Source organism: Lentzea sp. NPDC058450, assembly GCF_042721395.1.
Lineage (GTDB): Bacteria > Actinomycetota > Actinomycetes > Mycobacteriales > Pseudonocardiaceae > Lentzea.
The window spans coordinates 41,574-66,117 of the sequence record NZ_JBHXLO010000002.1 but is presented as its reverse complement, the minus strand read 5'-3'; the positions used below and the strand labels follow the sequence as shown (position 1 = coordinate 66,117).

At 71.4% G+C, this 24,544-nt stretch carries 29 protein-coding genes; 7 read left to right on the top strand and 22 right to left on the bottom strand.

What is annotated here, in order from left to right; all coding sequences use genetic code 11:
• Window positions 1-10 precede the first annotated feature (10 nt).
• The 7 genes from ACFWNN_RS04595 to ACFWNN_RS04565 form a co-directional block, all read right to left on the bottom strand.
• Window positions 11-799 (bottom strand): hypothetical protein, encoded by a 789-nt coding sequence (locus tag ACFWNN_RS04595; RefSeq protein WP_382438473.1) that lies wholly within the window; start codon window positions 797-799, stop codon window positions 11-13.
• Window positions 796-1,095 carry a type VII secretion target gene (locus tag ACFWNN_RS04590; RefSeq protein WP_382438472.1) on the bottom strand — a complete coding sequence of 100 codons (300 nt, stop codon included), beginning with the start codon at window positions 1,093-1,095 and terminating at the stop codon, window positions 796-798. Before ACFWNN_RS04590 ends, ACFWNN_RS04595 begins: the two co-directional genes overlap by 4 nt.
• Entirely contained in the window at window positions 1,092-1,436 is a 345-nt protein-coding gene (locus ACFWNN_RS04585) for a YbaB/EbfC family nucleoid-associated protein (protein ID WP_382438471.1), read from the bottom strand. Before ACFWNN_RS04585 ends, ACFWNN_RS04590 begins: the two co-directional genes overlap by 4 nt.
• Window positions 1,433-2,065: an ESX secretion-associated protein EspG gene (locus ACFWNN_RS04580; protein WP_382438470.1), complete on the bottom strand. Its 633-nt coding sequence runs from the start codon at window positions 2,063-2,065 to the stop codon at window positions 1,433-1,435. Before ACFWNN_RS04580 ends, ACFWNN_RS04585 begins: the two co-directional genes overlap by 4 nt.
• Complete coding sequence (locus ACFWNN_RS04575) at window positions 2,062-2,361, bottom strand: hypothetical protein (RefSeq protein WP_382438469.1); 300 nt, start codon at window positions 2,359-2,361, stop codon at window positions 2,062-2,064. The genes ACFWNN_RS04580 and ACFWNN_RS04575 overlap by 4 nt, the downstream gene beginning before the upstream one ends.
• Window positions 2,358-3,599 carry a hypothetical protein gene (locus ACFWNN_RS04570; protein WP_382438468.1) on the bottom strand — a complete coding sequence of 414 codons (1,242 nt, stop codon included), beginning with the start codon at window positions 3,597-3,599 and terminating at the stop codon, window positions 2,358-2,360. Before ACFWNN_RS04570 ends, ACFWNN_RS04575 begins: the two co-directional genes overlap by 4 nt.
• Window positions 3,600-3,699: 100 nt before the next feature.
• Window positions 3,700-5,820, bottom strand: a complete 2,121-nt coding sequence (locus ACFWNN_RS04565; protein ID WP_382438467.1) for an NACHT domain-containing protein — start codon at window positions 5,818-5,820, stop codon at window positions 3,700-3,702.
• A gap of 72 nt (window positions 5,821-5,892) precedes the next feature.
• On the opposite strand from ACFWNN_RS04565, the gene ACFWNN_RS04560 reads away from it, so the two are divergent.
• Entirely contained in the window at window positions 5,893-6,492 is a 600-nt protein-coding gene (locus tag ACFWNN_RS04560; protein WP_382438466.1) for a DedA family protein, read from the top strand.
• Here ACFWNN_RS04560 and ACFWNN_RS04555 read toward each other — a convergent pair.
• Window positions 6,455-7,174: an SDR family NAD(P)-dependent oxidoreductase gene (locus ACFWNN_RS04555; RefSeq protein WP_382438465.1), complete on the bottom strand. Its 720-nt coding sequence runs from the start codon at window positions 7,172-7,174 to the stop codon at window positions 6,455-6,457. The two genes, ACFWNN_RS04560 and ACFWNN_RS04555, sit on opposite strands and share 38 nt — an antisense overlap.
• A 109-nt stretch (window positions 7,175-7,283) precedes the next feature.
• On the opposite strand from ACFWNN_RS04555, the gene ACFWNN_RS04550 reads away from it, so the two are divergent.
• Window positions 7,284-8,129 carry an alpha/beta hydrolase gene (locus ACFWNN_RS04550; RefSeq protein WP_382438464.1) on the top strand — a complete coding sequence of 282 codons (846 nt, stop codon included), beginning with the start codon at window positions 7,284-7,286 and terminating at the stop codon, window positions 8,127-8,129.
• Here the strand turns inward: ACFWNN_RS04550 and ACFWNN_RS04545 are convergent.
• From ACFWNN_RS04545 to ACFWNN_RS04530, 4 genes are read right to left on the bottom strand one after another with little or no spacing between them, the layout of a single operon-like run.
• On the bottom strand, window positions 8,104-9,207 hold the full coding sequence (locus ACFWNN_RS04545; RefSeq protein WP_382438463.1) for a macrolide family glycosyltransferase: 1,104 nt from the start codon (window positions 9,205-9,207) through the stop codon (window positions 8,104-8,106). The genes ACFWNN_RS04550 and ACFWNN_RS04545 overlap by 26 nt on opposite strands.
• Before the next feature lie 32 nt (window positions 9,208-9,239).
• Window positions 9,240-10,151: a Gfo/Idh/MocA family protein gene (locus ACFWNN_RS04540; RefSeq protein ID WP_382438462.1), complete on the bottom strand. Its 912-nt coding sequence runs from the start codon at window positions 10,149-10,151 to the stop codon at window positions 9,240-9,242.
• Between the two features lie 5 nt (window positions 10,152-10,156).
• Window positions 10,157-11,224 carry an ABC transporter permease gene (locus ACFWNN_RS04535; protein WP_382438461.1) on the bottom strand — a complete coding sequence of 356 codons (1,068 nt, stop codon included), beginning with the start codon at window positions 11,222-11,224 and terminating at the stop codon, window positions 10,157-10,159.
• A gap of 1 nt (window position 11,225) precedes the next feature.
• Window positions 11,226-12,095, bottom strand: coding sequence for an ABC transporter ATP-binding protein (locus tag ACFWNN_RS04530; protein ID WP_382438460.1), 870 nt, complete (start codon window positions 12,093-12,095; stop codon window positions 11,226-11,228).
• 89 nt (window positions 12,096-12,184) lie between these two features.
• On the opposite strand from ACFWNN_RS04530, the gene ACFWNN_RS04525 reads away from it, so the two are divergent.
• Window positions 12,185-12,658 carry an NUDIX hydrolase gene (locus ACFWNN_RS04525; protein ID WP_382438459.1) on the top strand — a complete coding sequence of 158 codons (474 nt, stop codon included), beginning with the start codon at window positions 12,185-12,187 and terminating at the stop codon, window positions 12,656-12,658.
• On the opposite strand, the gene fdhD is transcribed toward ACFWNN_RS04525, so the two are convergent.
• The 3 genes from fdhD to ACFWNN_RS04510 are packed head-to-tail and all read right to left on the bottom strand — an operon-like array spanning window position 12,655 to window position 15,126.
• Window positions 12,655-13,455, bottom strand: coding sequence for a formate dehydrogenase accessory sulfurtransferase FdhD (gene fdhD, locus ACFWNN_RS04520; RefSeq protein WP_382438790.1), 801 nt, complete (start codon window positions 13,453-13,455; stop codon window positions 12,655-12,657). The genes ACFWNN_RS04525 and fdhD overlap by 4 nt on opposite strands.
• Window positions 13,349-13,888 carry a hypothetical protein gene (locus tag ACFWNN_RS04515; RefSeq protein ID WP_382438458.1) on the bottom strand — a complete coding sequence of 180 codons (540 nt, stop codon included), beginning with the start codon at window positions 13,886-13,888 and terminating at the stop codon, window positions 13,349-13,351. Before ACFWNN_RS04515 ends, fdhD begins: the two co-directional genes overlap by 107 nt.
• Window positions 13,885-15,126 carry an MFS transporter gene (locus ACFWNN_RS04510; protein WP_382438457.1) on the bottom strand — a complete coding sequence of 414 codons (1,242 nt, stop codon included), beginning with the start codon at window positions 15,124-15,126 and terminating at the stop codon, window positions 13,885-13,887. Before ACFWNN_RS04510 ends, ACFWNN_RS04515 begins: the two co-directional genes overlap by 4 nt.
• A 62-nt stretch (window positions 15,127-15,188) precedes the next feature.
• Here ACFWNN_RS04510 and ACFWNN_RS04505 point away from each other — a divergent pair, with 62 nt between their 5' ends.
• Complete coding sequence (locus ACFWNN_RS04505; RefSeq protein WP_382438456.1) at window positions 15,189-16,466, top strand: molybdopterin molybdotransferase MoeA; 1,278 nt, start codon at window positions 15,189-15,191, stop codon at window positions 16,464-16,466.
• Here the strand turns inward: ACFWNN_RS04505 and ACFWNN_RS04500 are convergent.
• Genes ACFWNN_RS04500 through pcaH form a run of 6 tightly spaced genes read right to left on the bottom strand, consistent with a single transcriptional unit; the run spans window position 16,444 to window position 21,433 of the window.
• Window positions 16,444-17,532 carry a winged helix DNA-binding domain-containing protein gene (locus tag ACFWNN_RS04500; protein ID WP_382438455.1) on the bottom strand — a complete coding sequence of 363 codons (1,089 nt, stop codon included), beginning with the start codon at window positions 17,530-17,532 and terminating at the stop codon, window positions 16,444-16,446. The genes ACFWNN_RS04505 and ACFWNN_RS04500 overlap by 23 nt on opposite strands.
• A gap of 34 nt (window positions 17,533-17,566) precedes the next feature.
• Window positions 17,567-18,739 carry a 4-hydroxybenzoate 3-monooxygenase gene (locus tag ACFWNN_RS04495; protein WP_382438454.1) on the bottom strand — a complete coding sequence of 391 codons (1,173 nt, stop codon included), beginning with the start codon at window positions 18,737-18,739 and terminating at the stop codon, window positions 17,567-17,569.
• On the bottom strand, window positions 18,736-19,098 hold the full coding sequence (gene pcaC / locus ACFWNN_RS04490; protein ID WP_382438453.1) for a 4-carboxymuconolactone decarboxylase: 363 nt from the start codon (window positions 19,096-19,098) through the stop codon (window positions 18,736-18,738). The genes ACFWNN_RS04495 and pcaC overlap by 4 nt, the downstream gene beginning before the upstream one ends.
• 1 nt (window position 19,099) lies before the next feature.
• Window positions 19,100-20,212 carry a lyase family protein gene (locus ACFWNN_RS04485; protein ID WP_382438452.1) on the bottom strand — a complete coding sequence of 371 codons (1,113 nt, stop codon included), beginning with the start codon at window positions 20,210-20,212 and terminating at the stop codon, window positions 19,100-19,102.
• Window positions 20,209-20,703 carry a protocatechuate 3,4-dioxygenase subunit alpha gene (locus tag ACFWNN_RS04480; RefSeq protein WP_382438451.1) on the bottom strand — a complete coding sequence of 165 codons (495 nt, stop codon included), beginning with the start codon at window positions 20,701-20,703 and terminating at the stop codon, window positions 20,209-20,211. The genes ACFWNN_RS04485 and ACFWNN_RS04480 overlap by 4 nt, the downstream gene beginning before the upstream one ends.
• Window positions 20,696-21,433: a protocatechuate 3,4-dioxygenase subunit beta gene (pcaH, locus tag ACFWNN_RS04475; protein WP_382438450.1), complete on the bottom strand. Its 738-nt coding sequence runs from the start codon at window positions 21,431-21,433 to the stop codon at window positions 20,696-20,698. The genes ACFWNN_RS04480 and pcaH overlap by 8 nt, the downstream gene beginning before the upstream one ends.
• A 109-nt stretch (window positions 21,434-21,542) precedes the next feature.
• On the opposite strand from pcaH, the gene ACFWNN_RS04470 reads away from it, so the two are divergent.
• Window positions 21,543-22,115, top strand: a complete 573-nt coding sequence (locus tag ACFWNN_RS04470; RefSeq protein WP_382438449.1) for a TetR/AcrR family transcriptional regulator — start codon at window positions 21,543-21,545, stop codon at window positions 22,113-22,115.
• Between the two features lie 93 nt (window positions 22,116-22,208).
• Window positions 22,209-23,021, top strand: a complete 813-nt coding sequence (locus tag ACFWNN_RS04465) for an alpha/beta fold hydrolase (protein WP_382438448.1) — start codon at window positions 22,209-22,211, stop codon at window positions 23,019-23,021.
• Here the strand turns inward: ACFWNN_RS04465 and ACFWNN_RS04460 are convergent.
• Window positions 23,018-23,836, bottom strand: coding sequence for a cellulose binding domain-containing protein (locus ACFWNN_RS04460; RefSeq protein ID WP_382438447.1), 819 nt, complete (start codon window positions 23,834-23,836; stop codon window positions 23,018-23,020). The two genes, ACFWNN_RS04465 and ACFWNN_RS04460, sit on opposite strands and share 4 nt — an antisense overlap.
• A gap of 223 nt (window positions 23,837-24,059) precedes the next feature.
• Between ACFWNN_RS04460 and ACFWNN_RS04455 the strand changes: the two genes are divergently transcribed.
• Window positions 24,060-24,464: a ribonuclease domain-containing protein gene (locus tag ACFWNN_RS04455; RefSeq protein ID WP_382438446.1), complete on the top strand. Its 405-nt coding sequence runs from the start codon at window positions 24,060-24,062 to the stop codon at window positions 24,462-24,464.
• Window positions 24,465-24,544: the final 80 nt, after the last annotated feature.

Below are 24,544 nucleotides of genomic sequence, written 5' to 3'. Positions count from 1 at the left end.
CCGAACCGTCTCAGGCGGTCTTCGCCGTCGGCAGCTGGGCCGAGCCGCTCTCCGCCTTGTCCCCGATCAGCGACATCGCCTGCTTCACGATCTTCAGCACGGCCGAGGCGCCCTCGACCAGCTTGATCAGGTTCTCTCCGCTGGCGAGCAGCTCCCCCAGCTTGGCGGCGATCTGCCCGCCGCACTCCACCGCGATCTGCACGCACTGCGGGATCGCCACCGCGACGCTCTGCCCGAACGTGGCGGCGGCCGCGGCGAGCGCCTGGGTCATGATCGGCACGATCTTGCCGACCGCCTCGGTGATCAGCCGCGTCACCTCGGCGACGACCTGCGCCACCACCTCGCCCGCCTTGATCAGCGCGCTGGCGTTGGTGAGGGCGGTCTCGGCGACCGACAGCACGCCGTCGATCAGCTCCTTGCCGGTCTTGGCGTAGTCGTCGGCACTCGCACCGGTCCAGCTGTCGGTCTCCTGGCCCGCCTTCGCGCCGTAGTCGTCGGCGAGAGCGGTGGCCGCCTTGCCGGCGTTCTGGAACTCCGCGGCGCCCTGCTGGACGGCGTCCGGGTTGCCGCTGAGCTGCCCGAGCGGCTCCTCCAGGAACGAGATCATCGGCGTGAGGAAGCCGACGCCCGCGCCGTCCAACGCCTGCAACGGTTTCCCGTTGGTGCCCAACTCGGTGATCGGCGCCTTCGGGGTGGCGGCGAGGTCGGCCGAGAGCCACTCGTCGGCCGCGATGGCGTTCGTGGTGGTGCGGAGCTCGGTGAGCAGCGCGGCGATCGTGCCCGCGTCCGTGGTGGTCATCGGCCCGCCCCCGTGACGTCCTCGGCGTTGCGTTCGTCGGTGCGCTGGTAGTTCTCGGCGGTGCGGCGCATGCCCTCACCCACCTTGTCCATTGTGGACGCGGCGTGCGCGAACGCTCCCATCGTCTCCCCCATCGGGCCGCTCAGTCCGGTCGTGAGGAACTGGGCGAACTGACCGAGCGAGGCTTGGCCCAGCTGGTCGGGCAACACCGTGCCTGTGGCGGAGAGCTGGTCCGCGTACCCGGTCAGCGTCCTGGCGTGGCGGCGCAGCTGTTCGTGGTCGGCGGTGAGGCTCATCGCACGGCCTCCGGCGCGTGAGCCGTGATCTGGTGCAGCGCGTCGCCGTCGCCGAGGTAGTCCGTCATGATCTCGGTCATGCGCGCGCTCGCCAGCCGTTGCGCCTCGCGGGCGGTGCTGACGATGAGCATCGCCAGCGTGTCGACGTCGAGCTTGCGCGCGGCGGGTGTCAGCGCGACGTCGCCGAGCACGCCTCCCGCGTTGACCGTCACCGTGACCTCACCGCGTGGTGAGGTGGCCTTGGCCCCTGCCTCGTTCAGGCTGGCGCTCGCTTCCCGCGCGTTGTAGGCGACGCGTTCGAGCCGTTCGCGGTAGTCCGCCAGCCACTGCTCCGAGTTCACTTCTCCCCCTCCCAGGCCCGCGCTGCTGCGGCGAGCTCACCGATGGCGCGGACCAGATCGTTGTGCCGCAACGGGTTGACACTGACCCAGCCGTCCTCGCCCACGTCGACCCTGACCCGTCCGCTGATGCTGTCCAACCACGACACCTCGTGCCGCCTCCCGCCCCGGACCACGCCCGCCTGGCCGTGACCGACGACCTCCAGCTCGTACCCGGCCCCCGGCGGCACCGTCACCGGCATCACCTGAGCGGCCCTGGCCCGCGGCACCAGCGCCGCGAGCTCGTCCCCCACCGTCTCCGCCTCGACGTGCGCGACCCGCACCGTGCCCTCCGTCTGCGCGCACACCACGGCGTCGGCGCCGTAGACCAGCGCCACCGCTTTGGTTTCCGGCGCTACGAGGTCGACCACGGCCGTGTGCTCGTGCAGCGCCGTGACGAGCTCCGCAGCCACACCGACCGGCCCGTGCGGGGCGGCCAGTCCCCTGGCCTGCAACCCGTACCCGGCCTCGGCGAGCAGCCGCGCGCGTTCGTCGGCTTCCTTGCCGAACGACGGCACGGTGAGCGGAAACGGCCACCGCACCCCGGCATGGGTGGCGAGCAGGTCCATCTCGACCAGGTCGAAGGCGATCACCGCGCCCGCCTGGCCTGCTCGGCATCGGTCTCGGCGTAGTTCGCCCCGATGTCCGCGAGCATCTGCCGGAACTCCCGCACCTCGCGTTCGGCCGCGCTCACCTCGCCCGCCATCCCGGCCCCGGCGTCCGTGAGCCGCCGCGACAGCTCCTGCGCGGGCGGCGCGGTCCCGAGCAACGGCCGCCGCTCGGCCAACCGCCCCGCCGTGGCCACCAGCTCCCCGGTCAGCTCGGCAAGCCGGGTGAGCGTCCGCACCCGATCGCCGAGCCGGTCCGGCGACACCTCGTACCCGTTCACAGCTCCTCCCCGATGACGGCGGGCGACACCCGTTCGGTGACGGCGAACAGGTCGTGGTCGAGCGTCGGCATCTGGTTCTCGTGCCGCTGTTCCTCGTCCTTGCGCGCCGCCCCGCCCGCGGGCCCGCCCATCGCGTTGCCCGGTGCGGCCTTGGCCTCACCACCCACGGTGCCGGTGGCGGCGATCCCGCCGTGCGGCACGGCCATCACCCCGGCACGCATGCCCGGCACGACCTGCTGCCCGGCACTCATCACCGGCCCGGCACCGGGCACGGCACCACCCGTGGCGCCGCTCAGGAGCCGTTGCCACGGCACCCCGCCCGAACTCGGCGTCCGCACCGGCGTCACGCCGGCGTTCCCAGGCGCGGGGCCGCTCGCCCTCGGCGACGCGGCGGCCTGCGGAGCGGTGGCGCGGGCGTCGTCGATGAGGCGACCGCTGCCGTTGAGGCTCGACTCGTAGGTCTGCATCGCGCGCACGGCCTGGGCCTTCTGCTGGTCGGCCGACGCCGCCCCGAAGTAGAAGTAGAACCCGGACGTGGCGCCCGCAGGCATGGCCGGCAACGCCAACGGCGCGGGAGCACTCGGCAACGCGAAGGGTGCCGGCGCGCTCGGCAACGCGAACGGCGCGGCCCCACCCGGCGTCGCCGACAGGGCGGTCACGTCCGGCAAGCCGAACAACGCGGGACCGTCCGGCGAGGCGAAAGGCCCAGCCCCACCCGGCACCGCCGACACGCTCGGCGTCCCCACCGGTTCGACCCGACCCGGCGTCGCCCACCCCGCAGGCGCGCTCGGCAGCGCCACTACCCCCGGCACGCTCGGCGACCCCGGCGGCGGCCCCACCGGCGCGCCCGTCGGTGCGGGCGGCTGCGTGAACGGTGCCGCGAAGGCCGGCACCGTCGAGGCCGGATCCGGCGGCGGTGGCATCGCCGCTCTCGCCGCCGCCAGCGCGTCCGCCGAGTCCTGCGCCGCCTTCTGGCCCGCGCCGGCCAGTTCGCTGATCTTCTCGACCCGCTCGGCCAGCGTCGCCAGCCGTGCGGCGGCCTCCTCCGCCGCCCTGCCGGTCCACCCGTCGAGCAGTGCCGTCCGCTGTTCGCGGAGCACCTCGGCGTGTGCGGTCAGTGCGGCACGGTGGCGTGTCCAGTCCTCGGCGACCGTGCTCACGTCCGCCACGTCGGCGTCCTGCCAGAGCATGTGGTGCAGCTCGGCGTGGCTGTACGCCTCCCAGTTGATGCCTGACACCCCTGGTTTCCCTCCCTCGTGCGTCCCCGGCGAACGATCACACCGGGGCCAAACGAAGGGCCAGGCCAGCAGACCGGCCGTTCGTGGCCGGTGGGTCTGATCAGCGGGAACGGGCGAAGTGCTCCTGCAGGCGGGCGTGCCGGAACTGGTAGACCGCGCCCGCCCGGCGGAGCACGCCGCGGCGGTAGGCGTCGTCGAGGAACGCCGGCAGGCCCCACGGCAGCTTGCCGGTCAGCGGTAGCCAGACGCGGGCGAACACCACCCACTGGCCCCACGCGGTCAGGCTCAGCACGTAGGCCACGCCGCCGCCGATGCCGCCGACCAGACCGAGCGCCAGCGCGGTGGTGGGGCTCCACACGACCTCGAACCGCAGCGCGGTCAGGCCCTGGGCGACGACGCCGGTCGCGCCCATCACGAACACCGCGAACACCGGCACCATCACCGCCACCAACCCCAGCACCGCGCGCCGGTTCGCCGCCAGCAGCTCGCCCGGGCTGCCCGCCGACCGCACGTCGAGGGGTGCCTCCATCGCGGCGACCACGGCGAACACCAGTCCGGCGCCGAGGCCGAACACCAGGCCGAACACGCCGACGTCCACCAGCACGCCCGACGTCATCACGGCACCGGGCACGGCCAGCCAGAACGCCATCGCGCGCACCACCCCGTACGCGGCCCCGATCGCACCGCCGAACGCGAGCCCGAGCAGGCCCCGCGTCCACACCCGGCGCCCCGCGCGACCCCGCAACCGCAGCCGGGACCGCACCGGCTCCAGAGGTGTCCGCGCCACCACGAACCGGTGCGCCACCCCGAAGAACACCCCGGTGACCAGCCCGATCATCACCGCGAACAGCAGCCCCCGGACTCCCAGCGCTCCCACCAGCGCCGTCTCCAGCACCAGGTCCGCGACACCGACGGCCGCCCCGACGACAAGCCCGGTGACCGAGGACGAAGTCCCGAACCGCCACCACGCCACGTCGTGCGTGCCGAGCCGCGTCAGGTGGTCCGCGAGATGACCGAACCACGGCCGCACACGATCGGCATCCACCTTGTATACAGCGGGTATGAAGCTGCTGAGCAGGTGGCGTTCAAGAGACTCGGCGTCCACGAACTCCAGCAACGCGGCCGGGTCGTGGTCCGGGGTGTCGCTGTAGATCCGCCGCGCCAGCGCCACCATCAACGGCGTCGTCAGCACCTCCGCCAACGGCCCGCCCCGGCGCACCTCGTCCAGGACGGGCTTCCACGCGTTGCCGCCGGGACCGGTCTTCCGGGTGGTGCGCGGCAGGTAGTCCGCGAGGTCGTCAGCAGACAGATCGGACAGCACGACCGCGGCGGCCGACGTGAGCACCTTGGTGCCCGCCACGGCCTCGCGGTACTCGTCCACACGGCTGGTGAGCACCAACGGCAGAGTGGTGGTGTTCAGCGCGACCAAGGCCGACCTGTGCAACCCGACGGCGATCTCGTCGAAGCCGTCGAGCACCGGCAACACCCGCTGCGAGTCCACCAGCGCCGACGCCAGCGTCCCGCTGGGCCCCGGACCAGCGAGAAACGGGTGGTCGCGGATCAGCTGCGCGGCCAGCCAGTCCCGCAACCCGACGACCTCGGGCTGCCACGAACCCACCTGGAAGATCACGGGCACCGGCTCCGAAGCGTCCCGCCGCGCCACGAAGTCCAGCACGAAACGCGTGGTCAGCACCGTCTTACCGGCTCCGGCGCGCCCGAGCACCACCAGCCGCCGCGACCCCACCGAGCGGTACACCTCGACCACCCGGTCCAGGCTCCCGGCCAGGTCCACCGAGCCGCCGACGTTCACCCACCCGTCCATCAACGAGGAGGGCGCCGCCTCCCACCGCACCGGCAGCGGCACGGGGTCGTGGACCTGCCGCTGCTCCTCCTCCCGCCGCCACCGGGCCTCGACCGCGACCTTCAAGGTCTCGACGGCCTCGTGCAACGGATCGAACCGGACAGCTGGAGGAACAACGGCCTCGTCACGCCCGGCAGCGGAGAACAGCTCAGCGCGTTCAGCACCGGAAAGCTCCAGAGCGTCGGCCAACGCGCGCACGGTCCCGATCCGCGGATCGCCGCGTTCACCGGTTTCCAGCCCACGCACCGTGCGCACACCCACACCGGCACGCCCGGCCAGCGCCTCCTGGCTCAGCCCCGCCCTCTGGCGCCACTGCCGCAGCAGTGAGCCGAACCCCGCCACACCAGCCCCCTCAGCCACGGATGATCAGCACACTACCGAGACGGCCCTGTCTCGTGGCCGTTCCCGCCCGGTTGGAGGAAGATCGCGGATGTGCTGACCGAGTGGCTCCACGCCGTGCCGCCGTTGCTGGTCTACGTGGTCGTAGGCCTGGTGGTCGGGGTCGAGAGCATGGGAATCCCGCTGCCGGGCGAGGTCGTGCTCGTCGCGGCCGCGCTGATGGCGTCGCACCACGACGGCATCTCGCCCCTGTACGTCGGCATCGCGGCGTCGGCCGGGGCGATCATCGGCGACAGCGTCGGGTACGCGCTGGGCAAGCGGTTCGGCGCGCGGATCTTCGGCTGGGCGGGCGAGAAGTTCCCCAGCCACTTCAGCGCGGACAAGGTCGAGAAGGCCCAGGCGCTGTTCCAGAGGTACGGCGCCTGGGCTGTCTTCTTCGGCCGGTTCGTGGCGTTGCTGCGGATCCTGTCGGGTCCGCTCGCGGCCACGATGGGCATGCACTACGGGAAGTTCCTGCTGGCCAACGCAGCGGGCGGCGTTGCGTGGGCCGGCGGCACGACGGCGGCGGTCTACTTCGTCGGAGAGGCCGCCGAGCACTACCTCGCGGAGTTCTCGTGGATCGCGCTGCTGGTCGTGCTGCTCGCGGTCATCGGGTTCAGCGTCCGAGCCCGGCTCCGCCGTTCACCCCGATGACCTGGGCGGTCACGTGCCCGGCCTCCGGCGAGGTCAGGAACGTGATCGCCGCGGCGACGTCGGCGGGAGTGCCCGCGCGGCCGTTCGCCGGGTTGCCGACGAGCTTCTTGCGCCGTTCCTCCGACAACGTGCCGCCGAAGAACTCGGTGTCCTCGACGACGCCGGGCGACACGACGTTGACCGTGATCCCCCGCCCTCCCAGGGCGAACGCCAGGTCCGCCGTCCACGCCTCGACCGCCGACTTGGCCGCGCCGTAGGCACCCGAGCCACGCCGTCCGGCGATCGACCCGAGCGTCACCACGCGGGCGTTGTCGGCCAGGCGCGGTTGCAGCGCGGTCGTCACGAGGACGGCGCTGACCACGTTGGACTCGTAGTTCGCGAGCCACAGGTTCTTCACGTCGGCCAGGTTCTCCGGCGCGGGCAGGCGCCGGGTCATGTTGCCGCCCGCGTTGTTCACCAGGACGTCCACAGTGGACGGCAGGTCGCTCAGCGCCGCCTCCACCGAGTCGGGATCCGCCGCGTCGAACACGACCGCCCGTGCGCCGATCTCCTCCGCCGCCGCCTTCAGGACGTCCTCCCGGCGTCCGGTGATCACCACGTCGAGACCCTGCTCCACGAGCCGGGCCGCCACTGCCTTGCCGATGCCCGTGCCGCCGCCGGTCACCACTGCTGTACGCGTCATGCGGTCTTTCATAACAGCGGAAAACATGCAGGTCGATCGGCTTGTCAGCCCAGCGCGGTTCACGTCTGTGACTAGGCTGCTCACACCCGACTCCGCTGGGGAGAATCACATGGAAACCCGCACTCTTGAGACAGACGGCGCGGTCATCACGTACGACGTGAGCGGCTCCGGTGGCCGTCCGCTGATGCTGATCGGCCAGCCGATGGACGCCAGCGGCTTCACCGCGTTGCGCGCCCAGTTCCCCGACCGCACGGTCATCACCTACGACCCGCGCGGCCTCGGCCGGAGCACCCGTTCGGACGGTCTCACCGACAACACGCCCCAGATCCAGGCGGGCGACGTGCACGCGGTGATCGAGGCCGTGGGCGGTCCGGTCGACCTGTTCGCGTCCAGCGGCGGCGCGGTCACCGCGCTCGAACTCGTCGCGGCGTACCCGAACGACGTCGTCACGCTCGTCGCGCACGAACCGCCGATCATCGACGTGCTGCCCGACGCGGCCGCCGCGCGCAAGGCCCGGGACGGCTTCATGGACGCCTACCAGGCGAACGGCCAGGGCGCGGGCATGGCGGCGTTCATCCAGATGAGCTCGTACCAGGGCGAGTTCACCGACGAGTACTTCGCGTTGCCGCTGCCCGATCCCGCGCAGTTCGGCATGTCCTCGGACGACGACGGCAAGCGCGACGACCCGTTGCTCGGGACCGCCTCGCTCGCCATCACCGACTACCACCCGCGCGTGCAGGACCTGGCCGCCTCGCCCACGCGGGTCGTGATCGCCGTCGGTGAGGAGACCGGCGACGCGTTCACCGCGCGCACGGCCGTCCACACGGCACGGCTGCTCGGCCAGGAGGCCGTCGTGTTCCCCAGCCACCACGGCGGGTTCATCGGCGGAGAGTTCGCCGGCTACGCGGGCAAGCCGGAGGAGTTCGCGGTCAAACTCCGCGAGGTGCTCGGCTGAGCACGACGTCGGCGGCCCGCTGAGCGCCGCCGCTGTCGTGGATCGCGGCACGCATCCGGTCGACGTTCTGCCGGATCGTGCCGTCGGAAGCCACCCGGTCAACGGCCGCGCGCAGGTCAGCGTGGTCGTCGACCCGTTCACCCAGGCCGAGCTCGACCACGCGGTCGGCGTTCGCGGCCTGTTCCGGCGTCTGCGGCACGACGACCAGCGGCACACCCGCGTGCAGCGCCTCCATCGTCGAGTTCATGCCGCCGTGGCTGATGAACGCCCGCGCGTGCTTCAGGACAGCGGGCTGCGGGAACCACGGCCGCACGTCGGCGTGCTCGGTCCCCTCGACGCCCTGTGCGGTCATCGCCACCTGCCAGGCGCCGTCGCCGAACTGGTCGAGGCACGCCCGGTAGAAGCCGTCGTCGCTCAGCACCGAGCCGAGCGACACGAACACCAGCGGCAGGTCCGCACGCCGAGGCCGCCACTCCTCGTCCGCCCGGTCCCCCAGCACGGGCCCGACGAAGTGGAACGAGTCGTCGAACGTCTCCTGGTGCGGCTGGAACGCGCGTGGCACGAACACGATGCTGCACGCCTCGGACGCCTCGATCGTGCTCGGGATGTCGAGGTCGACGCCGTGCTCAGCCACGAAACGGTCGAGGTCGTCGGCAATATATTGCGCCACGGCAGGGTCCATGAGGCGGTAATGCGCGTTGGATGCAGTGTGTGGCACCGTGCGTACAGCCTGTATACCGAGCGCATGCGCGATCAGCCGCCCAGGCCAGTTCGTGGAGTCGTAAACGATGAGGTCGGGTTTCGTGGCCGTGCAGTGGTCGAGCAGGACCGGGTAGGTCGCGGCCATCGCGCGGAAGTAGTGCGGAAACCACTCGTCGATCGGATTGGCCGTGACGGGCCGGAAGGCGGGCAGCGCGGGGAGTTCCACCCACCGCGCGCCCGCTCCGGTCACCGCCTCGGCGTGCTCGGCGCCGGTCGCGTAGTCGACCTCGGCACCGCGTCCCACCAACTCCGCGACGACCGCGAGGGTCGGCGTGACGTGGCCATGACCTGCGAGCGTGACGAACAAGATCCCCATTGGCCCGATCCTGCCGAACGCGCGCAAGCGAATTAGCGCAGGAACGCCTCGATCACCTCGGCCACCCGCAGGCCACTGGCGAAGTCCGCGAGGTCACGCGGGTGCTCGCCCTTCATCGCCTGGGCGAACAGGGTGAGCCGCGCGTAGTCGGACCCGGTCTGCTCCAGCGGCACCGGCTCCCACGCGCCGCCGTCCGAAGTGGACAGCAACGCCCACTGGTCGAGGCGCAACGACCGTTCGGTGCCCCACGCGGTCCACTCGTAGATCTCGGGCCCGGCGAGCCCGGAGAACGCCGACACGTGCACCGGCACGCCGCTGCCGCGCAGCACTCCGCGCGCGGCGACCTCGGCCTCTCCAGGAGCCGGGAAGTCCGACGAGACCGACTCGACGGTGAGCGGGCCGAGCATCCGGTCGGTCAGGTAGACGAAGTGCGACAGCACCTCGCGCACGAACCCGCCCTGCTCGGAGCGCGACAGCCAGGTCGCGTCCGCCTGGAACGCCCGCGGCCACACCGGGAACTGCAACCGGATCTCGACTCCCCGCAGCGTGCCCAGCGAGGCCAGCCGGCGTTCGATCTCGACCGTCGCGACCATGTCCGACAGCGCGAAGTTCACCGCGTTCGGCCGTCCGGCAGCGGCCTCCGCCATCGCGCGGGCCTCGTCCAGGTCCACGGCCAGCGGCTTCTCGCAGAACACCGCCTTGCCCGCCGCGAAGGCCTTCAGCACCAAATCGGCGTGCGAGGCGGGCGGCGTCGAGACGTACACGGCGTCCACTTCGGACAGCACGTCGTCGAGGTTCGTGACGACCGGCACGTCGAGCGTCCTGGGTGCGACGTCGACGCCCGCGACCACGGTGTACTCGGGATGTGCCTGCGCCGCCGTCAGCATCCGGGTGCCCATGGCTCCCAGGCCGACGACGGCGAGGCGAATCGGGTCAGCGATCATGCGCCCTATTCTGCCGGTGCCCACGCCTTCGACAGCTTCACCCGTGCGCCGGTCTGCAGCAGCGAGCCGGTGTACAGGCGGGACGCGACCAGCAGCATGACCACCACGGTCACCGCGAGGATGGCGAGCGAGAGCAGCGCCTCCCACGCCGCCGCCTGCTCGGCGAACAACCGCACCGGCATGGCGACCCCGGCCGTGAACGGCACGAACGACATCACCTTGAGCACGGCCGGGTTCTCGTAGAAGAACTGCACGCCGAAGTACGGGCCCATCACCGCGATCATCACCAGGCCCATCGTCGAACCGAGGTCCTCCTGGCGGCTGACCAGCGCGCCCGCGACCGCCCACATCGACGAGATCAGCACGAACCCGAACATGAGGAACGGGATGAACCAGCCGAGCGCGGGCGCCACCACCCCCAGCAGGGTGCCGAGATCGGCGACGCGCAGTGCTATCGGTGCCGCGAGCGCCAGCACGACCACCTGGCCGAGCGTCAGGATCGTGTGCCCGAGGATCTTGCCGGCGAGCAGCGCCCGCACCGGCACCGTCGACACGAGGATCTCCACGATCCGCGTCTGCTTCTCGGTGACGGTGCTCTGCGCGATCGCCGCGCCGCCCATGCCGAACATGAGGAACACCAGCCCGAACACGATCACCGTGACGGACCGCTGGCCAGAGGTCACCGCCGACGGGTCGAGCAACTCGACCGGTGGTGCCTCGACGAGCTCGCGGATCACGCTGTTCGGCGGGTCGTTGAGCGCGAGGACCTTGATCCCGGCGCCGTCCGGCACGATCGCCGCCTCGACGTCGTCGGACCTGACCAGGTCGGACGCTTCCTGGACGGTGGCGACCTCCTGGACCTCGAGTGCCTTGCCCTGCACCGCCTGCGAGGCGGAGCCGACGACGGCGACCTTCGGGTCGTCCCCGCCGAACACCGTCGGCAGCACGGTGAGCGCGAACAATCCGACGACGGTGAAGGCGAAGCCGATCCAGAAACCCTTGGTGGTGACCAGGGTCTTCATCTCGCGTTCGGCGACGAGCCACGTCGCCTGGCTGAACGAGGCGCGTGCCATGTCAGATCACTTCCCTGAAGATCTCGTCGAGCGTGGGCACCACCGGCGTGAACGAACGCACCTCGCCGCGGTCGAGCGCTGCCCGCAGCACCTGCTGGGGTTCCGCCTCGAAGACCGCGCGCGGCCCGTCGAGCTCGAGGATCCGCGCACCGGGCACGTCCCGCACCCAGCCCGCGTCCTCCTGCACGACGATCTCGTAGCGGCTGCCCGCGTGCCGGGCGCGCAGGTCCTCACGCGACCCGTTGGCGACGATCCGTCCCTTTGAGATGATCACGACGTCGTCGCAGAGACGTTCCACGATCGCCAGCTGGTGACTGGAGAACAGCACCGGGACACCGGCGGCGGCGCGCTTGCGCAGCACGTCCAGCACGGTCTCGACGGCGATCGGGTCGAGGCCGGAGAACGGCTCGTCGAGGATCAGCACGGCCGGGTCGTGCACCAGCGCGGCCGCGATCTGCACGCGCTGCTGGTTGCCGAGCGACAACTCCTCCAGCCGGTCGTTCGCGCGGCCGGTCAGCTCCAGGTCCTCCAGGAGCGCGTCGGTGTTGCGCTGCGCGGTGTCGCGGTCGATGCCGTGCAACCGTGCGAGCCAGCTGATCTGGTCGCGCACCTTCATCTTCGGGTAGAGGCCGCGTTCCTCCGGCATGTAACCGAAGTCGGGCCTGCTCTGCGGCGAGAGCTCCTGGCCGTTCCAGCTCACCGATCCCCCGTGCGCGGCGAGCACCCCCAGCACGATGCGCATCGTGGTCGTCTTGCCCGACCCGTTGGCGCCCAGGAAGCCCGTCATCCGGCCCGGCCGGACGTCGAAGCTCACCTCGTCCAGCACCTTGTGATCGCCGAAGCTCCGGCTGATCCCCCTGACAGTCAACATGGGCAGAACGGTAGATCGCCGGTATCAAGATCGCGTCCGCCGCGCGGCATCATCCTCGCGGAGGACCCCTTCCGGGCTAACGTGCGCGCATGACGACCTTCCGGCTGGCCGCCTACGCGGTGAGCATCCAGAACGACCGCGTGCTGCTCGTCCGTTGTACCTCAGCGTTCGACGACGGCCACTGGTCGTTGCCCGGCGGCGCCGTGGAGCACGCCGAGGACCCGGTCGACGCGGTCGTGCGGGAGGTGCTGGAGGAGACGGGGTGTGCGGGCGTGGTCGAACGGCTGCTCGGCGTCGACTCACGGGTCATCCCCGCGGCGGAGCGGCACATGCCGGAGAAGGGCGTGCACCAGAACATCGGTGTCTTCTACGAGGTGCGCGTCACCGGGGAACCGCGGCCGGAGCCGAACGGGTCGACCGCCGATCCTGTGTGGACACCGCTCGCGGACGTGCCCTCGTTGCGCCGGGTGGCTTTGGTCGACGTCGGTCTGGCGCTGGCCGCGGGGAGGCCGCCGACCGGGCATGTCGCTGCGGTCCCGGTCGGCGGCCTGGTCATCCACTAGCGGGCGCCGGCCGCGACTCCCAGCCGGTGGCCGCCGGTGTAGACGTTCATCGAGGTGCCGCGCAGGAACCCGACCAGCGTCAGGCCCATCTCCTCGGCGAGGTCGGCGGCCAGTGACGACGGCGCGGACACCGCGGTGAGCACCGGGATCCCGGCCATGACGGCCTTCTGGACCAACTCGAACGACGCCCTGCCGCTGACCATCAGCACAGTGCCGGTCAGCGGCAGGCGGCCGTTGCGGGTGGCCCAGCCGACGACCTTGTCGACGGCGTTGTGCCGGCCGACGTCCTCCCGCAGGCACAGCAGGTTGCCGTGCTCGTCGAAGAGGCCGGCCGCGTGCAGGCCGCCGGTGCGGTCGAAGACCCGTTGCGCGGCACGGAGTTTCGTCGGGAACTCGGTGATCGTCTTCGGGTCGAGGCGGATCGGGTCGTTCGCCACCTGCCAGGACGCCGTGGTGCGCACCGCGTCGAGGCTCGCCTTGCCGCACAGGCCGCACGACGAGGTGGTGTAGAAGTTGCGTTCGATGCTCGGGTCCGGCGGTGCGACGCCTTCGCCCAGACCGACGTCGAGGACGTTGTAGGTGTTGCTTCCGTCTGCCGTGGCGCCAGCGCAGTAGCGGATCGCCGCGATGTCGGACGGCGCCCGCACCACGCCCTCGCTGACCAGGAAGCCCGCCGCCAGGTCGAAGTCGTCACCCGGCGTGCGCATGGTCACGGCGAGGGACTTGCCCCGCACGCGGATCTCCAGCGGTTCCTCGACCGCCAGCGTGTCCGGTCGCGCGGTGGCCGCGTCGTCCACCAGCCGCACCACGCGCCGCCTGCTCGTCACCCGTCCCATGGCTCACCTCCCTGCAGATCGCGACGCACTCGTCGAGCAGGCGCCGCAACACCTCGTCCCCGGACATCGCCCTGACCGCCTTGGCCACCACCCAGTTGCGCGGCCACCACTTCGGGGCGACGATCCCGGCCATCCTCGTGCAGTGCGCGACCAGTCGTTCGGCCGGCGCCCTGCGCGTGCCGATCACCTTGGTGGCGAACGGAAGGAGCTTGCGCCGTCCCTCCTCAGTGGACTGGTCGTTCACGCATCGCGCCACGCACGCCAGCACCGGGTGCACGCAGGCGGGCCGGTCCGACCACACCTCGCCCGCGAGCACCGACGTCAGCTCCATCAGGCAGCACCCGTCGGCGGGCGTCTGGTGCCAGCCCCTGGCGAGCCGCGGCACCCGGCTCACAGCCGCGGCCTTCCCGGCTGCGACAGGTGTTTGCTCAGCACGGCGCCCGCGAGCCCCAGCACGCCGGCGGCGATGAACGCGAACGTCGGCCCCTGCGAGGCGAGCACGATCGCCGCGATCAACGCGCCCGCGGCCTTGGCCGTGTAGAGCACGCCGAAGTTCTGCGCGCCGTTGGTCTCGCCGAAGTACTCCCGGCTCACCCCGACCAGCAACGAGTAGCAGCACCCGGTGCCGAGGCCCGCCAGCGTGGCGCCGATGATCAGCCCCGCGACGTTCTGCGAGCACAGCAGCACGAACTGCGCCAGCCCGCCCGTCGCCAGCGTCCAGACCAGCGCCTTGCGCCGCCCGATCCGTTCGGAGATCCACCCGACCAGCACGCGTCCCGTCCCCGTGGCGGCGGCGAGCGTCGCCAGCGCGACCACGCCCAGCGTCTGGTCCCCCACGAACAACGGCAGGTACACCAGGTCGTACAGCGACACGGCCGCGGCGAACGCCACCCCGCCGTACAGCCACCAGAACGTGCCGCACCGCATGGCCTCGTGCGTCCGGAACTCCTTGAGCGCACTGCGGTTCGGCACCCGCGCCCGGTCCAGCGCCCACTCGCGCGGGGCGATGTGCGGCGGCCACCAGTGCTCGGGCGGATCCTTCATCACCGCACCGGCGACCGCGGTGACGAGAGCGATCACGATGCCGGCCTGGGTGAGGAACCCGCCGCCGAAGTAGGCCCCGGCCGCCAGCACGAACGGCACCGACCCGTACGCGAACGCGCCGCTGACGAACGCGACCTTCCGCGTCACCGTCTCCGGATACCACCTCACGACGGTGCTCAGGCAGGTCGCGTAGACCAGCCCGGCCCCCACGCCGCCGAGGATCGAGTACCCGATCAACTGGTTCTGCCCCAGCGTGATGAGGCCCGCGCCGCACAGCACCGCGCCGATCCACATGGCGCCACTGGACGTGAGGCGCTTCTGCTCCCTGAGCCACGCCACCGGGAACGCCGTGCCCGCCTGGCACAACGTCCACAGGGCCAAGGCCCAGAACAACTCCGGCACGCTCCACCGGTCCTGCAGCTGCGGGATCAGAGCCCCGAAGCCGTACTGCCCGACACCGGCCGCGAGCATGGCCGCCCACGCGGCCCACAGCACGGTGCGGCGAGAGCGCCCCGACACCTCGACGTCGGTCTCCCCCACCCGGTAGAGCCTGCCGACGTGATCACGGACATAAGTCGCGACTGGCATGCCCTTCACCCCGTCCCGAGGATTGCATACAGTATCCGGTAGGCTATACCACGGGAGCCCTGATGAACATGCCCTGGACGCTCGCCCGCCAGACGGCCCGCGCCGCGGCCAAGCCGCTGGACGCGACCGAACTCCCCCTGCCCGACGCCCTCGGCCTGGCCCTGGCGTCGGCGGTGCGGGCGCTGGCCAGTCAACCGACCTGTGACACCTCGGCGATGGACGGGTACGCCGTGGCGGGTCGTGGGCCGTGGACGGTGGTGGGGCGGGTGGCGGCAGGAGAGCCGGTGCCCCCGGTGTTTCGACGGCCTGGCGAGGCGTCGCAGGACTTCTCGCGGTCTGGGGAGGCGGCCTCGCAGGACTGCTTGCGACCCGGCGAGGCGTTCGGCGTGGCCACGGGGGCTCCGGTCCCGGCGGGCACGGAATCGGTGATCCCGGTAGAGCACTGCTCCATCGCTGACGCAATCCTGCACCACGCACCCAACGCCACCCACGCACCGCCCCACGCCCACTCACCGACCGCCGGCCACCTCCCGCCGCACTCGGCTGCCCCACCCCCTCTCGGCAAGCACATCCGCCGCCGTGGCGAGGACTGGTCGGCGGGCGACGAGCTCATCCCCGCCGGGTCCCTCATCACCCCCGCCGTCCTGGGCCTCGCCGCAGCCGCCGGCCACGACACCGTCCTCGCCCACCGCCGCCCGAGGATCGCCGTGATCGTCACCGGCGACGAGCTCCTCCAGTCCGGCCCGCCCACCCCGGGCCGGGTCCGCGACGCCATCGGGCCAATGCTCCCCGGCCTGCTCCCCCGCGCCGACCTCCTCGGCACCACCTACCTGCGCGACGACCCGTCCGCACTCACAGACGCCCTCACCTGCGACAACGCCGACGTCCTGGTCACCTGCGGCGCCACCTCGAAGGGCCCGGCAGACCACCTGCGCGGCGTGCTGGCAGACCTGAAAGCGGAGATCCTCGTCAGCGGCGTCGCCTGCCGCCCCGGCCACCCGATGCTGCTCGCCGCCCTCCCCGACGGCCGGTGCGTCGTCGGGCTGCCCGGCAACCCGTTCGCCGCCTACGCCGCCGTGCTGACGTTGCTGCACCCGTTGCTCGACACGCTCGGCGGGCACGCCCCAAAACCGGAGATCACCGCTCGCCTCGACAACCCGAGCGCTCACCCCCACGACACCCGCCTGATCCCGGTCGCCAGAACCGGCGGCGGGGTGACGCCCGTGGGCCACGACCGGCCGGGATCGTTGTGGGGCGCGGCGCTGGCCGACGCACTCGCGGTCGTGCCGCCCGGCTACGAGGGCGGGGAGGTCGAGATCATTTCCGGGAGCGCCAGCTGACCTTCGACGAGCCCGACTCCGGTGCGTCCTTCACGACGGTGCGCACCGGCAGGCCGAGGAAGTCGCCGAAGCGCTCCACGTGCGCGGCGAGGCGGTCGACGTCGAAGCCGGGCAACGGCCGCAGTTCCACGTCCACCGAGGTCTTCTTCAGGACGCGGCGCCACAGGCCGGCGATCTGGCCGTCCTCGATGATCGTCGCGTAGAACATGCCGTTGTACGTGGAGATCGGGATCTCGTCGTAGCGGCCGAAGAAGGCGGCACGGTCCTTGTAGCCGATCACCAGCTCGTCGTAGGCGGGCAGGATGAACGCTCCGGAGCCCGGCGTGAGGTCCGGCGGCAGCCAGTACTCCTTGCCGTCGACCACCTCGCACACCAGCGACGACTTCACGGCGTCCAGGCCGCGCGACGCCTCGCGCACGCCGATGCCGCACCAGTTCGCGAAGTCCGCGAGGGTCGCCGGGCCGTGGCTGCCGAAGAACCGCCCGGCCAGCACCGCCAGCGCCTCGTCGCCTTCCAGCGAACGCTGCCGTGGCGCCCATTCGTCCAGCAGCACGAACGTCTGCTCCTTGCCGCGCGGCGGGCCCGGCACGACGAGCCCCTCCTGGGCGAGGTGGATGAACGTGAAGTAGCTCTGCTGCCGGTCGTCCGGGATGCCGACGCCCGCCATCAGGTCGATCATCTCGCGCCGCGTCAGGCAGCCGCCGCCAGTCAGCGCTTCAGTGAAAGTCTTGCGCGCCAACGACATCAGCTCGGGCGTCATGTGGTGGTACGCCCACGCCTTGGGCGTCAGGCGGGCCAGGTCGCGGGCGCCGAACAGGCCCAGCATCCACCGCACGTCCTCGGCGAGGACGTAGTGGATCGTGCCGCGCATCAGCCACGTGCGGACGACGCGCCCGGACCTCAGGGCCTCCTCGACGTCGGCGATCCGGCCCGCGCCGGTGCGCAGGCCGATCGCCCAGAGCGACTGGCCGTAGTCCTGGCCCTGCATCGCGCCGAGCGACCGCACGACGTCCTCCGCCGACTGGAGCCGCCCGATGTTGCCGAGGCGCAGCGCCGCGATGTCCATCGGGCCAGTCTGATCGACCGCGCTCCAGTCCCGCTCAAGCGGGCCAGCAGCCGGTGTAGCCCTCCGCGAGGAACCTCGAGCCCGCCTCCGACGCCGTCACGGACCCCAGCTCGCCGAGCTGCCGCCGCACGTCGAAGTCCGTCGCCTCGGGCAACGCGTGCAGCATCGTCGTCATCCAATACGAGAAGTGCTGCGCCTTCCACACCCGGCCGAGCGCGCGCGGCCCGTACTCGTCCAGCGCGTCCCGGTCGTTCTTGAGCAACGCGCGTTCGATCACCTCGCTGAGCACGCGCACGTCCGCGAGCGCCAGGTTCAGGCCCTTCGCACCGGTCGGCGGCACGGTGTGCGCGGCGTCCCCGGCGAGCAGCAGGTTCCCGTACCGCATGGGTTCCGCGACGAACGACCGGAAGCGCAGCACGGTCCGTTCGGTGATCGGGCCCTCCTTGAGCGTGAACCCGTCCGGCCCCGCGACCCGGGCTTGGAGCTCCTCCCAGATCCGATCGTCGGACCAGCCGGCTGCGTCGGTCTCGGGGTCGCACTGGAAGTACATGCGCTGGTGCGTCTCCGTGCGTTGGCTGATCAACGCGAACCCGCGCGGCGAATGCGCGTACACCAGCTCGTCGGCACTGCGCGGCGCCTGCGTGATGATCCCGAACCAGGCGAACGGGTACTCGCGGCGGCTGTGCGTGCGCAGCGCCTCCGGCACCTGCTCGCGGCAGATCGACCGCGACCCGTCCGCCCCGACGAGCAGGTCGCACCACACCTCCTGCCGCACGCCGTCGCTGTCGACGAACCGGATCGCGGGCCCGGCGAGGTCGACCTCCGTGTCGCTGACGCCGAACCGCACGTCGCCGCCGTCCCGGGAGCGCGCGTCGGCGAGGTCGACGAACACGTCGGTCTGCGGGTACAGCCACACCGACTCGCCCACCAGCGCGCGGAAGTCGATCCGATGGCTCTCGCCGCCGAACCGCAGGTCGATCCCCTCGTGCGGATGCCCGTCCCGCAGCACCCGGTCCGACACCCCGGTGTCCACCAGCAGCCGTGCGCTGTCGGCCTCCAGGATGCCGGCCCGCACGGTGTTCTCGATCTCCGAACGCGTTCTGTTGTCGACCACGACGCTGTCGATCCCGTTGAGCGACAACAGATGCGACAACATCAACCCGGCCGGGCCCGCCCCGACGATCCCGACCTGCGTGCGCGTCTTCACGACTGCTCCTCCCGCAACACCTGGCGCGCCACCGAGAACGCGTGGTTGGCCGCGGGAACCCCGCAGTAGATCGCACTCTGCAAGATCACCTCGGCGATCTCGTCCTCACTCAGCCCGTTCCGCACGGCGGCCGCGACGTGCAGCCTCAGCTCGTCCCAGTGCCCGCGCGCGATCAACGCCGTCAGCGTGATCGCACTCCGCGTCCGGCGGTCGAGCCCAGGCCGCGTCCACACCTCGCCCCACGCGTACTTCGTGATGAACTCCTGGAAGTCGCGCGTGAACGCGTCCGGTGCGGCCCGATCGACGTGCGCGTCCCCCAGGACCTCACGCCGGACCTTCATGCCGTCGTCGTAGGACACTTCACCAACTCCCCTGCCACCGCTTCACAACACCGTCCACGAACGTCTCCGCCTGGCCGAGGTAGGACGCCGGATCCGTGCCACCGCCCCGTTCCGCCAGCAACTCCCCGGCGGCCTCGGAGGCCCGGCGCGCCATCACGTCCGCGCGCACTTCGAGGCCTTCCACCAGTTCGGCGGCCTGCGCCGACGCCACCACCGCCAGCTCCAGCAACGCCCGCAGCGCGGGCCACTCCGCGTGCCACGCCCCGTCCGGCCGTTCGTCGACGGCCCGTGCCGCGCAGAGGTGCAGCTGCGCGCCGAGCCCGGGAGCCTGCAGAGCCGCGCTGTTCACCAGCACCGACAGCACGGGGTTGCGCTTCTGCGGCATGGTCGACGACCCGCCGCGGCCCGCCACGAACCCCTCGCGCACCTCACCGATCTCCGGCCGCCCCAGCGTCAGCACGTCCGCCGCCAGCACGCCGAGCGCGTCGCAGACCCGCACCACCGCGTCGCCGAGGCGCGTGACCGGCGCGCGGTAGGTGTGCCAGGGCATCCCCGGCCAGACCAGCCCCAGCGAAGCGGCAAAGGCAGGCACGACAGCGGGATCGGCCACGCGCGACAACGTCCCGGCGGCACCACCGCACTGCACGGGCAACGACCGCCGCACGGTGTCCAATTCGTCGAGCGAGTCGAGCACGCCGACCAGCCAGCGCGCGGCCTTCAGCCCGAACGTGATCGGCACGGCGAACTGGGTCAGCGTGCGACCGGCCATCACGCTGACCCGGTGCTCGACCGCCAGCCCGGCGAGCGCGGCGCCCACCCGCCGGAGATCGGCCGAGACCCGTTCCACCGCACCCCGCGCGAGCAGCATGAAGGCCGTGTCCAGGACGTCCTGGCTCGTCAGTCCGGTGTGGACGGTCACGGAGGCCCGCGCGCGCAACGCCTTCACCAGCGGCAGCACGGGGTTGCCCGCCGCCTCGACCTCCACCGGGTCGAGCACCGGCGCCCAGTCGCCCAGCTCCAGCGACGACCCGAGCACCGACGCCCAGGCGACCTCCACGTCGAGCATCGCCCGCACGAGGGCGGCGTCGTCGAGGAGGCCGGCGGCACGATGAGAACCGGGGAGCACGGTCACGTCCGCGGGAACTTGAAGAACACGGTCTCGGACGGCCCCTGCAGGTGGATGTCGAACCGCAGCCGCCCGTCCGGCTCCCGCACGGCGACCAGGCCGTCGACGGCGTCCGCGGTCCCCGGCAGGTAGATGCGCGTGAACAGCCGGTCGAGCAGGCCGCGGGCGAACACCGTCACCGCGAAGAACGGCAGGCCGGGCTCCACCGTGCTGAACCAGTAGTGGCCGGCGCCGTCCGTGCAGGACCGGCCCCATCCGGTGAACCCGGCACCCCTGCGCCGCAACGACCCGCCGACGCGCGGCACGACACCGGCCGCGTCGGACTGGCGGATCTCGATCATCGCGTCCGGCACGACGGCACCGTCGCCGTCGTGGACGTACCCGTGCAGCACCACGGAACCGGCCGAGCCGAACGGCACCAGCTCGGAGTCGCCGGGGAACGCCAGGGCGTGGTGGAAGAACGGCCCCACGGTCTGGCCGGGAGTCGAGTCAGTCATCGGACGGCTCCAGGTAGGTCGCGTGGCTGCCGGTCAGCACGATGTCCCAGCGGTAGCCGAGCAGCCACTCGTGCTCGGACTGCGCGTGGTCGTAGGACGCGATCAGCCGCTGGAGGGCGGCGGGATCGGTGATCGACTGGGCGATCGGGTCCAACGCCAGGAGCTGGTCGCCGGGGAAGTACATCTGCGTGATCAGCCGTTGCGTGAAGTCCGTGCCGAACAACGAGAAGTGCACGTGCGCGGGACGCCAGGCGTTGTGGTGGTTGCGCCACGGGTAGGGGCCCGGCTTGATGGTGGTGAACGAGTACCAGCCGTCGTCGTCGGTCAGGCAGCGGCCGACGCCGGTGAAGTTCGGGTCCAGGGGCGCGGGATGCTGGTCGCCCTGGTGCGAGTAACGGCCGGCGGCGTTGGCCTGCCAGATCTCCACGAGCTGACGGCGCACCGGACGGCCGTCGCCGTCGAGGACGCGGCCGTGCACGCGCATGCGTTCGCCGATCGGTTCGCCGCCGCGCTGGATCGTCAGATCGGACTCGACCGCGTCCACGTCCGAGTGGCCGAAGACCGGGGCGAGCAGCTCGGCGCCCTCGGGGTCCACGTGCCGGGGTTCCTTGGTGGGGTGACGCAGGAGCGTGCTGCGGTACGGCGCGAAGTCCAGCAGCGGCGCACCTCTCGGTGAGTCGGCCTGGATCTTCGCGATCTCGTCGCTGATCTCGTGCTGGCTGGCTGTCACGTGATCGAACGCTAGGCAAACGACCCCACCCGAGTCGATGGCGCTTTCCATTCAACGGAAAGGACGGCGTTCACTTGACGACACCGAGACGACCGCTCATATTGGCGGTATGCCCAGGGCAAGTGTGCGAGAGCAGATCGTCGACGCCGCGTTCGAGCAGTTCCACCGGCACGGCTACAACGCGTGCGGGGTCAAGCTGATCACCGACAGCGCCGGCGTCCCCAAGGGCTCGTTCTACAACCACTTCGAGAGCAAGGAAGCCCTCGCTCTCGTGATCATGGACCGCTACGGCGAGACCCGGCACCTGAACCTGCTCCGCACGGCGGACACCCCGCCCCTCACCAGGCTGCGCGACCACTTCGAGGCGCTCGCGAGCGACATCGAGGACGTCGGCTACGACCGCGGCTGCGTCTTCGGCAACTTCAGCACCGAGGCCGCCGACCACATCCCGGCCATCCGCTCCGGCGTCAAAGCCGCGTTCGACGCCTGGGCCGACGCGATCGGCGCGGTCATCCACGAGGCCCAGGAGGACGGGTCGCTGGTGACCACTCAGGGCGCGAGCACGCTGGCGAGGTTCGTGCTGAACGCGTGGGAGGGCGCCATCGTCGGCGAACGCGCCGCCAAGGACGGGGCGTCGTTCGGCGCGTTCTTCACGGTCGTCTTCGGCACCCTCCTGCACTGAGATCATCCGCCCTCGGCACCGCCCGCCCGCTGAATATGACCGATCGTCTCAACACCCTTGACGCAAACTAAGACGACCGGTCATATTGAACTCATGAGCGACATCCACCCGAGGTTCCGCACCATCGACGGCCTGTCCGTCCGCTACGCCGTGAGCCCCAACGCCAAGCCGGCAGCCCTCCTGCTCAGCCCGTGGCCCGAGAGCATCTACGCCTACGACGCGACCTGGGCGAAGCTCTCGGCCCACGCCAGCCTGACGGCGGTCGACCTGCCCGGCTTCGGCCACTCCGAACTGCGCGAGGACCTGCTGTCCCCCAGCCGGATGGGCGAGTTCCTCCTCAAGATCGCCGACGCCTTCGACCTCGACCAGCCCCACGTCGTGGGCCCGGACATCGGCACCAGCGCGACCCTGTTCGCCGCGGCGAAAGCACCGGGCAGGTTCCGCAGCATCGTGATCGGCAGCGGGGGCGCCACCTCACCCACCGATCTCGGCTCCCCGCTGCACGACTGGGTCCACGACGAGGACCTCGCGCCGTACCGCGCGCTCGGCCCGAAGGACGTCGTGAACGTCGCCATGGACGCCATCGAGGGCTACGCGCTGCCGGACGTGGTGCGGCAGGACTACCTGGCCGCCTACCAAGGCCAGCGGTTCGCCGACCAGATGGCGTACGTGCGCGCCTACCCCGCGGACCTGAAGGAGCTGAGCGGGCTCCTGCCCACCATCACCACGCCCGTGCAGGTGATCAACGGCGAGCGCGACGCCGTCGTCCCGGTCTCCAACGCCGAGTACCTGCACCGCGAACTGCCCGGCAGCAGGCTCGACGTCGTCGACGCCGGCCACTTCGTCTGGGAGGAGAACGCCGACGAGTACGCCAGGATCGTCACCACCTGGTGGCAGCAGCACTAGCCGGTGACGCAGGCGGCGCCGTTCACGCTGAACGAGGAAGGCGGCGAGGTCGGTCCGGTCGCGGCGCCGTTGAAGCCGAACGTCACCGAGCCGTCCTTGACGATCAACGCGTTGTAGGCCGCGTTGGCGACACTCACCTCGGCGCCGGACTGGGACACCGTCCCGTTCCACAGCTGCGACACGGTCTCGCCGCCGTCGAACCGCCAGCGCACCGTCCAGCCCTCCACCAGCGCGCCGCTGACGTTGCGGATGGTCACCTCGGCCTGGAAGGCGCCGGCCCAGTGGCTGGTGATCCGGTAGACCACGACGCAGGGGGACGCGGGTGGCGGCGGGACGGCGGACGACGGGGGTGTGGTCGTGGTGGGACAGTCGCCCTGGGCCCACAGGCCGAGTTTCGCCTGGGCTGCCTTGGTCTCCGCCTCGACCAGCGGGCCGCCGTCCACACCGGAGGTGCGCAGGATGCCGTACTGCACGGCCAGCAGCGCGTAGTCGGTGCCGTCGGCCAGCGCCAGCGAGACCTCGCCCGGCGTGATGCTGGTCACCCGGACTTCCTTGTCCTGCAACGTCTTGGTGGCGAAGTCGGTGGCTGCGGCCGCCGCGCACGAGGACGGTTCGGCGAGGCGCGAGATGCGGGCGCGGGTGCCGTCGGCGAGTTCGACGGTGCGGCCGTCCACAACGGTCCGCACCTTTGTGGACGGTTCGCTGTCCGCCGAGGAGGAGATCCGGGGTGCGGGGAGGGGCCTGCCGTCCTGCGGGGCCGTGCACCCGGCCACGAGCAAGGTCAACAGCACCGCCCAGTGCTTCCGTGCTGCCATTGGACAAATCTATCGGCGGAGGCAGCGTCCGCAATCGGCTGTTCGGCGTTGATCAACTCGGGCGTTCAGAGTCGTCAGGGCTTCGAGTCGCGCGGGACGTCACGGAGTGTGCGAGCGTGCAGTGGCCACAGTTGCGCGGATGGTTCCCTGCCGTTCATCAGCTCGTGGTGATCAACAGCAAAGATCGCAGACGTACCTCGTTCCCTGCCGATGGAGGTCTGAAGTGCAATCCCTGCAACCACGCCGTTTCCTCGCGGCGCTCGCCGTCGTCGCGTCCGTGTTCGGCTTGACCACGGTCGTCGCGCCCGCCGCGGACGCCGCCGTCTACAACTCGTGCACGCAGTCGCGCTGCGCCGCCGCCCGCGACGTCAACACCAAGTGGAGCCAGCGCGGTTACCCGAGCACGCGCGGCTGGACGACGGGCTGGCCGAACGGCCAGTGCAACTACGCCGGTGGCGTGCACCAGAACCGCGAGGGCCAGCTCCCGGCCGGCCACCGCTACCTGGAGTTCGACGTCTACCCGCGCACCTGCAACGCTTCCCGGGACGCGTACCGGATCATCGTCGACCGCACCGACGGCACGGTCTACTTCTCCCCGGACCACTACGCGAACTTCTACCGCCTCTGAACGAACCTCACCGGGCGCGGGGGGGGGAGCCCCCCCCCCCCCCCCCCCCCCGGGGCGGGGCTTTAAACAATAAACAACCC

Coding starts and splice junctions, on each gene's coding strand:
- ACFWNN_RS04595 (WP_382438473.1), bottom strand. CDS start 799: ATGACCACCACGGACGCGGGCACGATCGCCGCGCTGCTCACCGAGCTC.
- ACFWNN_RS04590 (WP_382438472.1), bottom strand. CDS start 1,095: ATGAGCCTCACCGCCGACCACGAACAGCTGCGCCGCCACGCCAGGACG.
- ACFWNN_RS04555 (WP_382438465.1), bottom strand. CDS start 7,174: ATGACGCGTACAGCAGTGGTGACCGGCGGCGGCACGGGCATCGGCAAG.
- ACFWNN_RS04550 (WP_382438464.1), top strand. CDS start 7,284: ATGGAAACCCGCACTCTTGAGACAGACGGCGCGGTCATCACGTACGAC.
- ACFWNN_RS04545 (WP_382438463.1), bottom strand. CDS start 9,207: ATGGGGATCTTGTTCGTCACGCTCGCAGGTCATGGCCACGTCACGCCG.
- ACFWNN_RS04540 (WP_382438462.1), bottom strand. CDS start 10,151: ATGATCGCTGACCCGATTCGCCTCGCCGTCGTCGGCCTGGGAGCCATG.
- ACFWNN_RS04535 (WP_382438461.1), bottom strand. CDS start 11,224: ATGGCACGCGCCTCGTTCAGCCAGGCGACGTGGCTCGTCGCCGAACGC.
- ACFWNN_RS04530 (WP_382438460.1), bottom strand. CDS start 12,095: ATGTTGACTGTCAGGGGGATCAGCCGGAGCTTCGGCGATCACAAGGTG.
- ACFWNN_RS04525 (WP_382438459.1), top strand. CDS start 12,185: ATGACGACCTTCCGGCTGGCCGCCTACGCGGTGAGCATCCAGAACGAC.
- ACFWNN_RS04510 (WP_382438457.1), bottom strand. CDS start 15,126: ATGCCAGTCGCGACTTATGTCCGTGATCACGTCGGCAGGCTCTACCGG.
- ACFWNN_RS04505 (WP_382438456.1), top strand. CDS start 15,189: ATGAACATGCCCTGGACGCTCGCCCGCCAGACGGCCCGCGCCGCGGCC.
- ACFWNN_RS04500 (WP_382438455.1), bottom strand. CDS start 17,532: ATGGACATCGCGGCGCTGCGCCTCGGCAACATCGGGCGGCTCCAGTCG.
- ACFWNN_RS04480 (WP_382438451.1), bottom strand. CDS start 20,703: ATGACTGACTCGACTCCCGGCCAGACCGTGGGGCCGTTCTTCCACCAC.
- ACFWNN_RS04470 (WP_382438449.1), top strand. CDS start 21,543: ATGCCCAGGGCAAGTGTGCGAGAGCAGATCGTCGACGCCGCGTTCGAG.
- ACFWNN_RS04465 (WP_382438448.1), top strand. CDS start 22,209: ATGAGCGACATCCACCCGAGGTTCCGCACCATCGACGGCCTGTCCGTC.
- ACFWNN_RS04460 (WP_382438447.1), bottom strand. CDS start 23,836: ATGGCAGCACGGAAGCACTGGGCGGTGCTGTTGACCTTGCTCGTGGCC.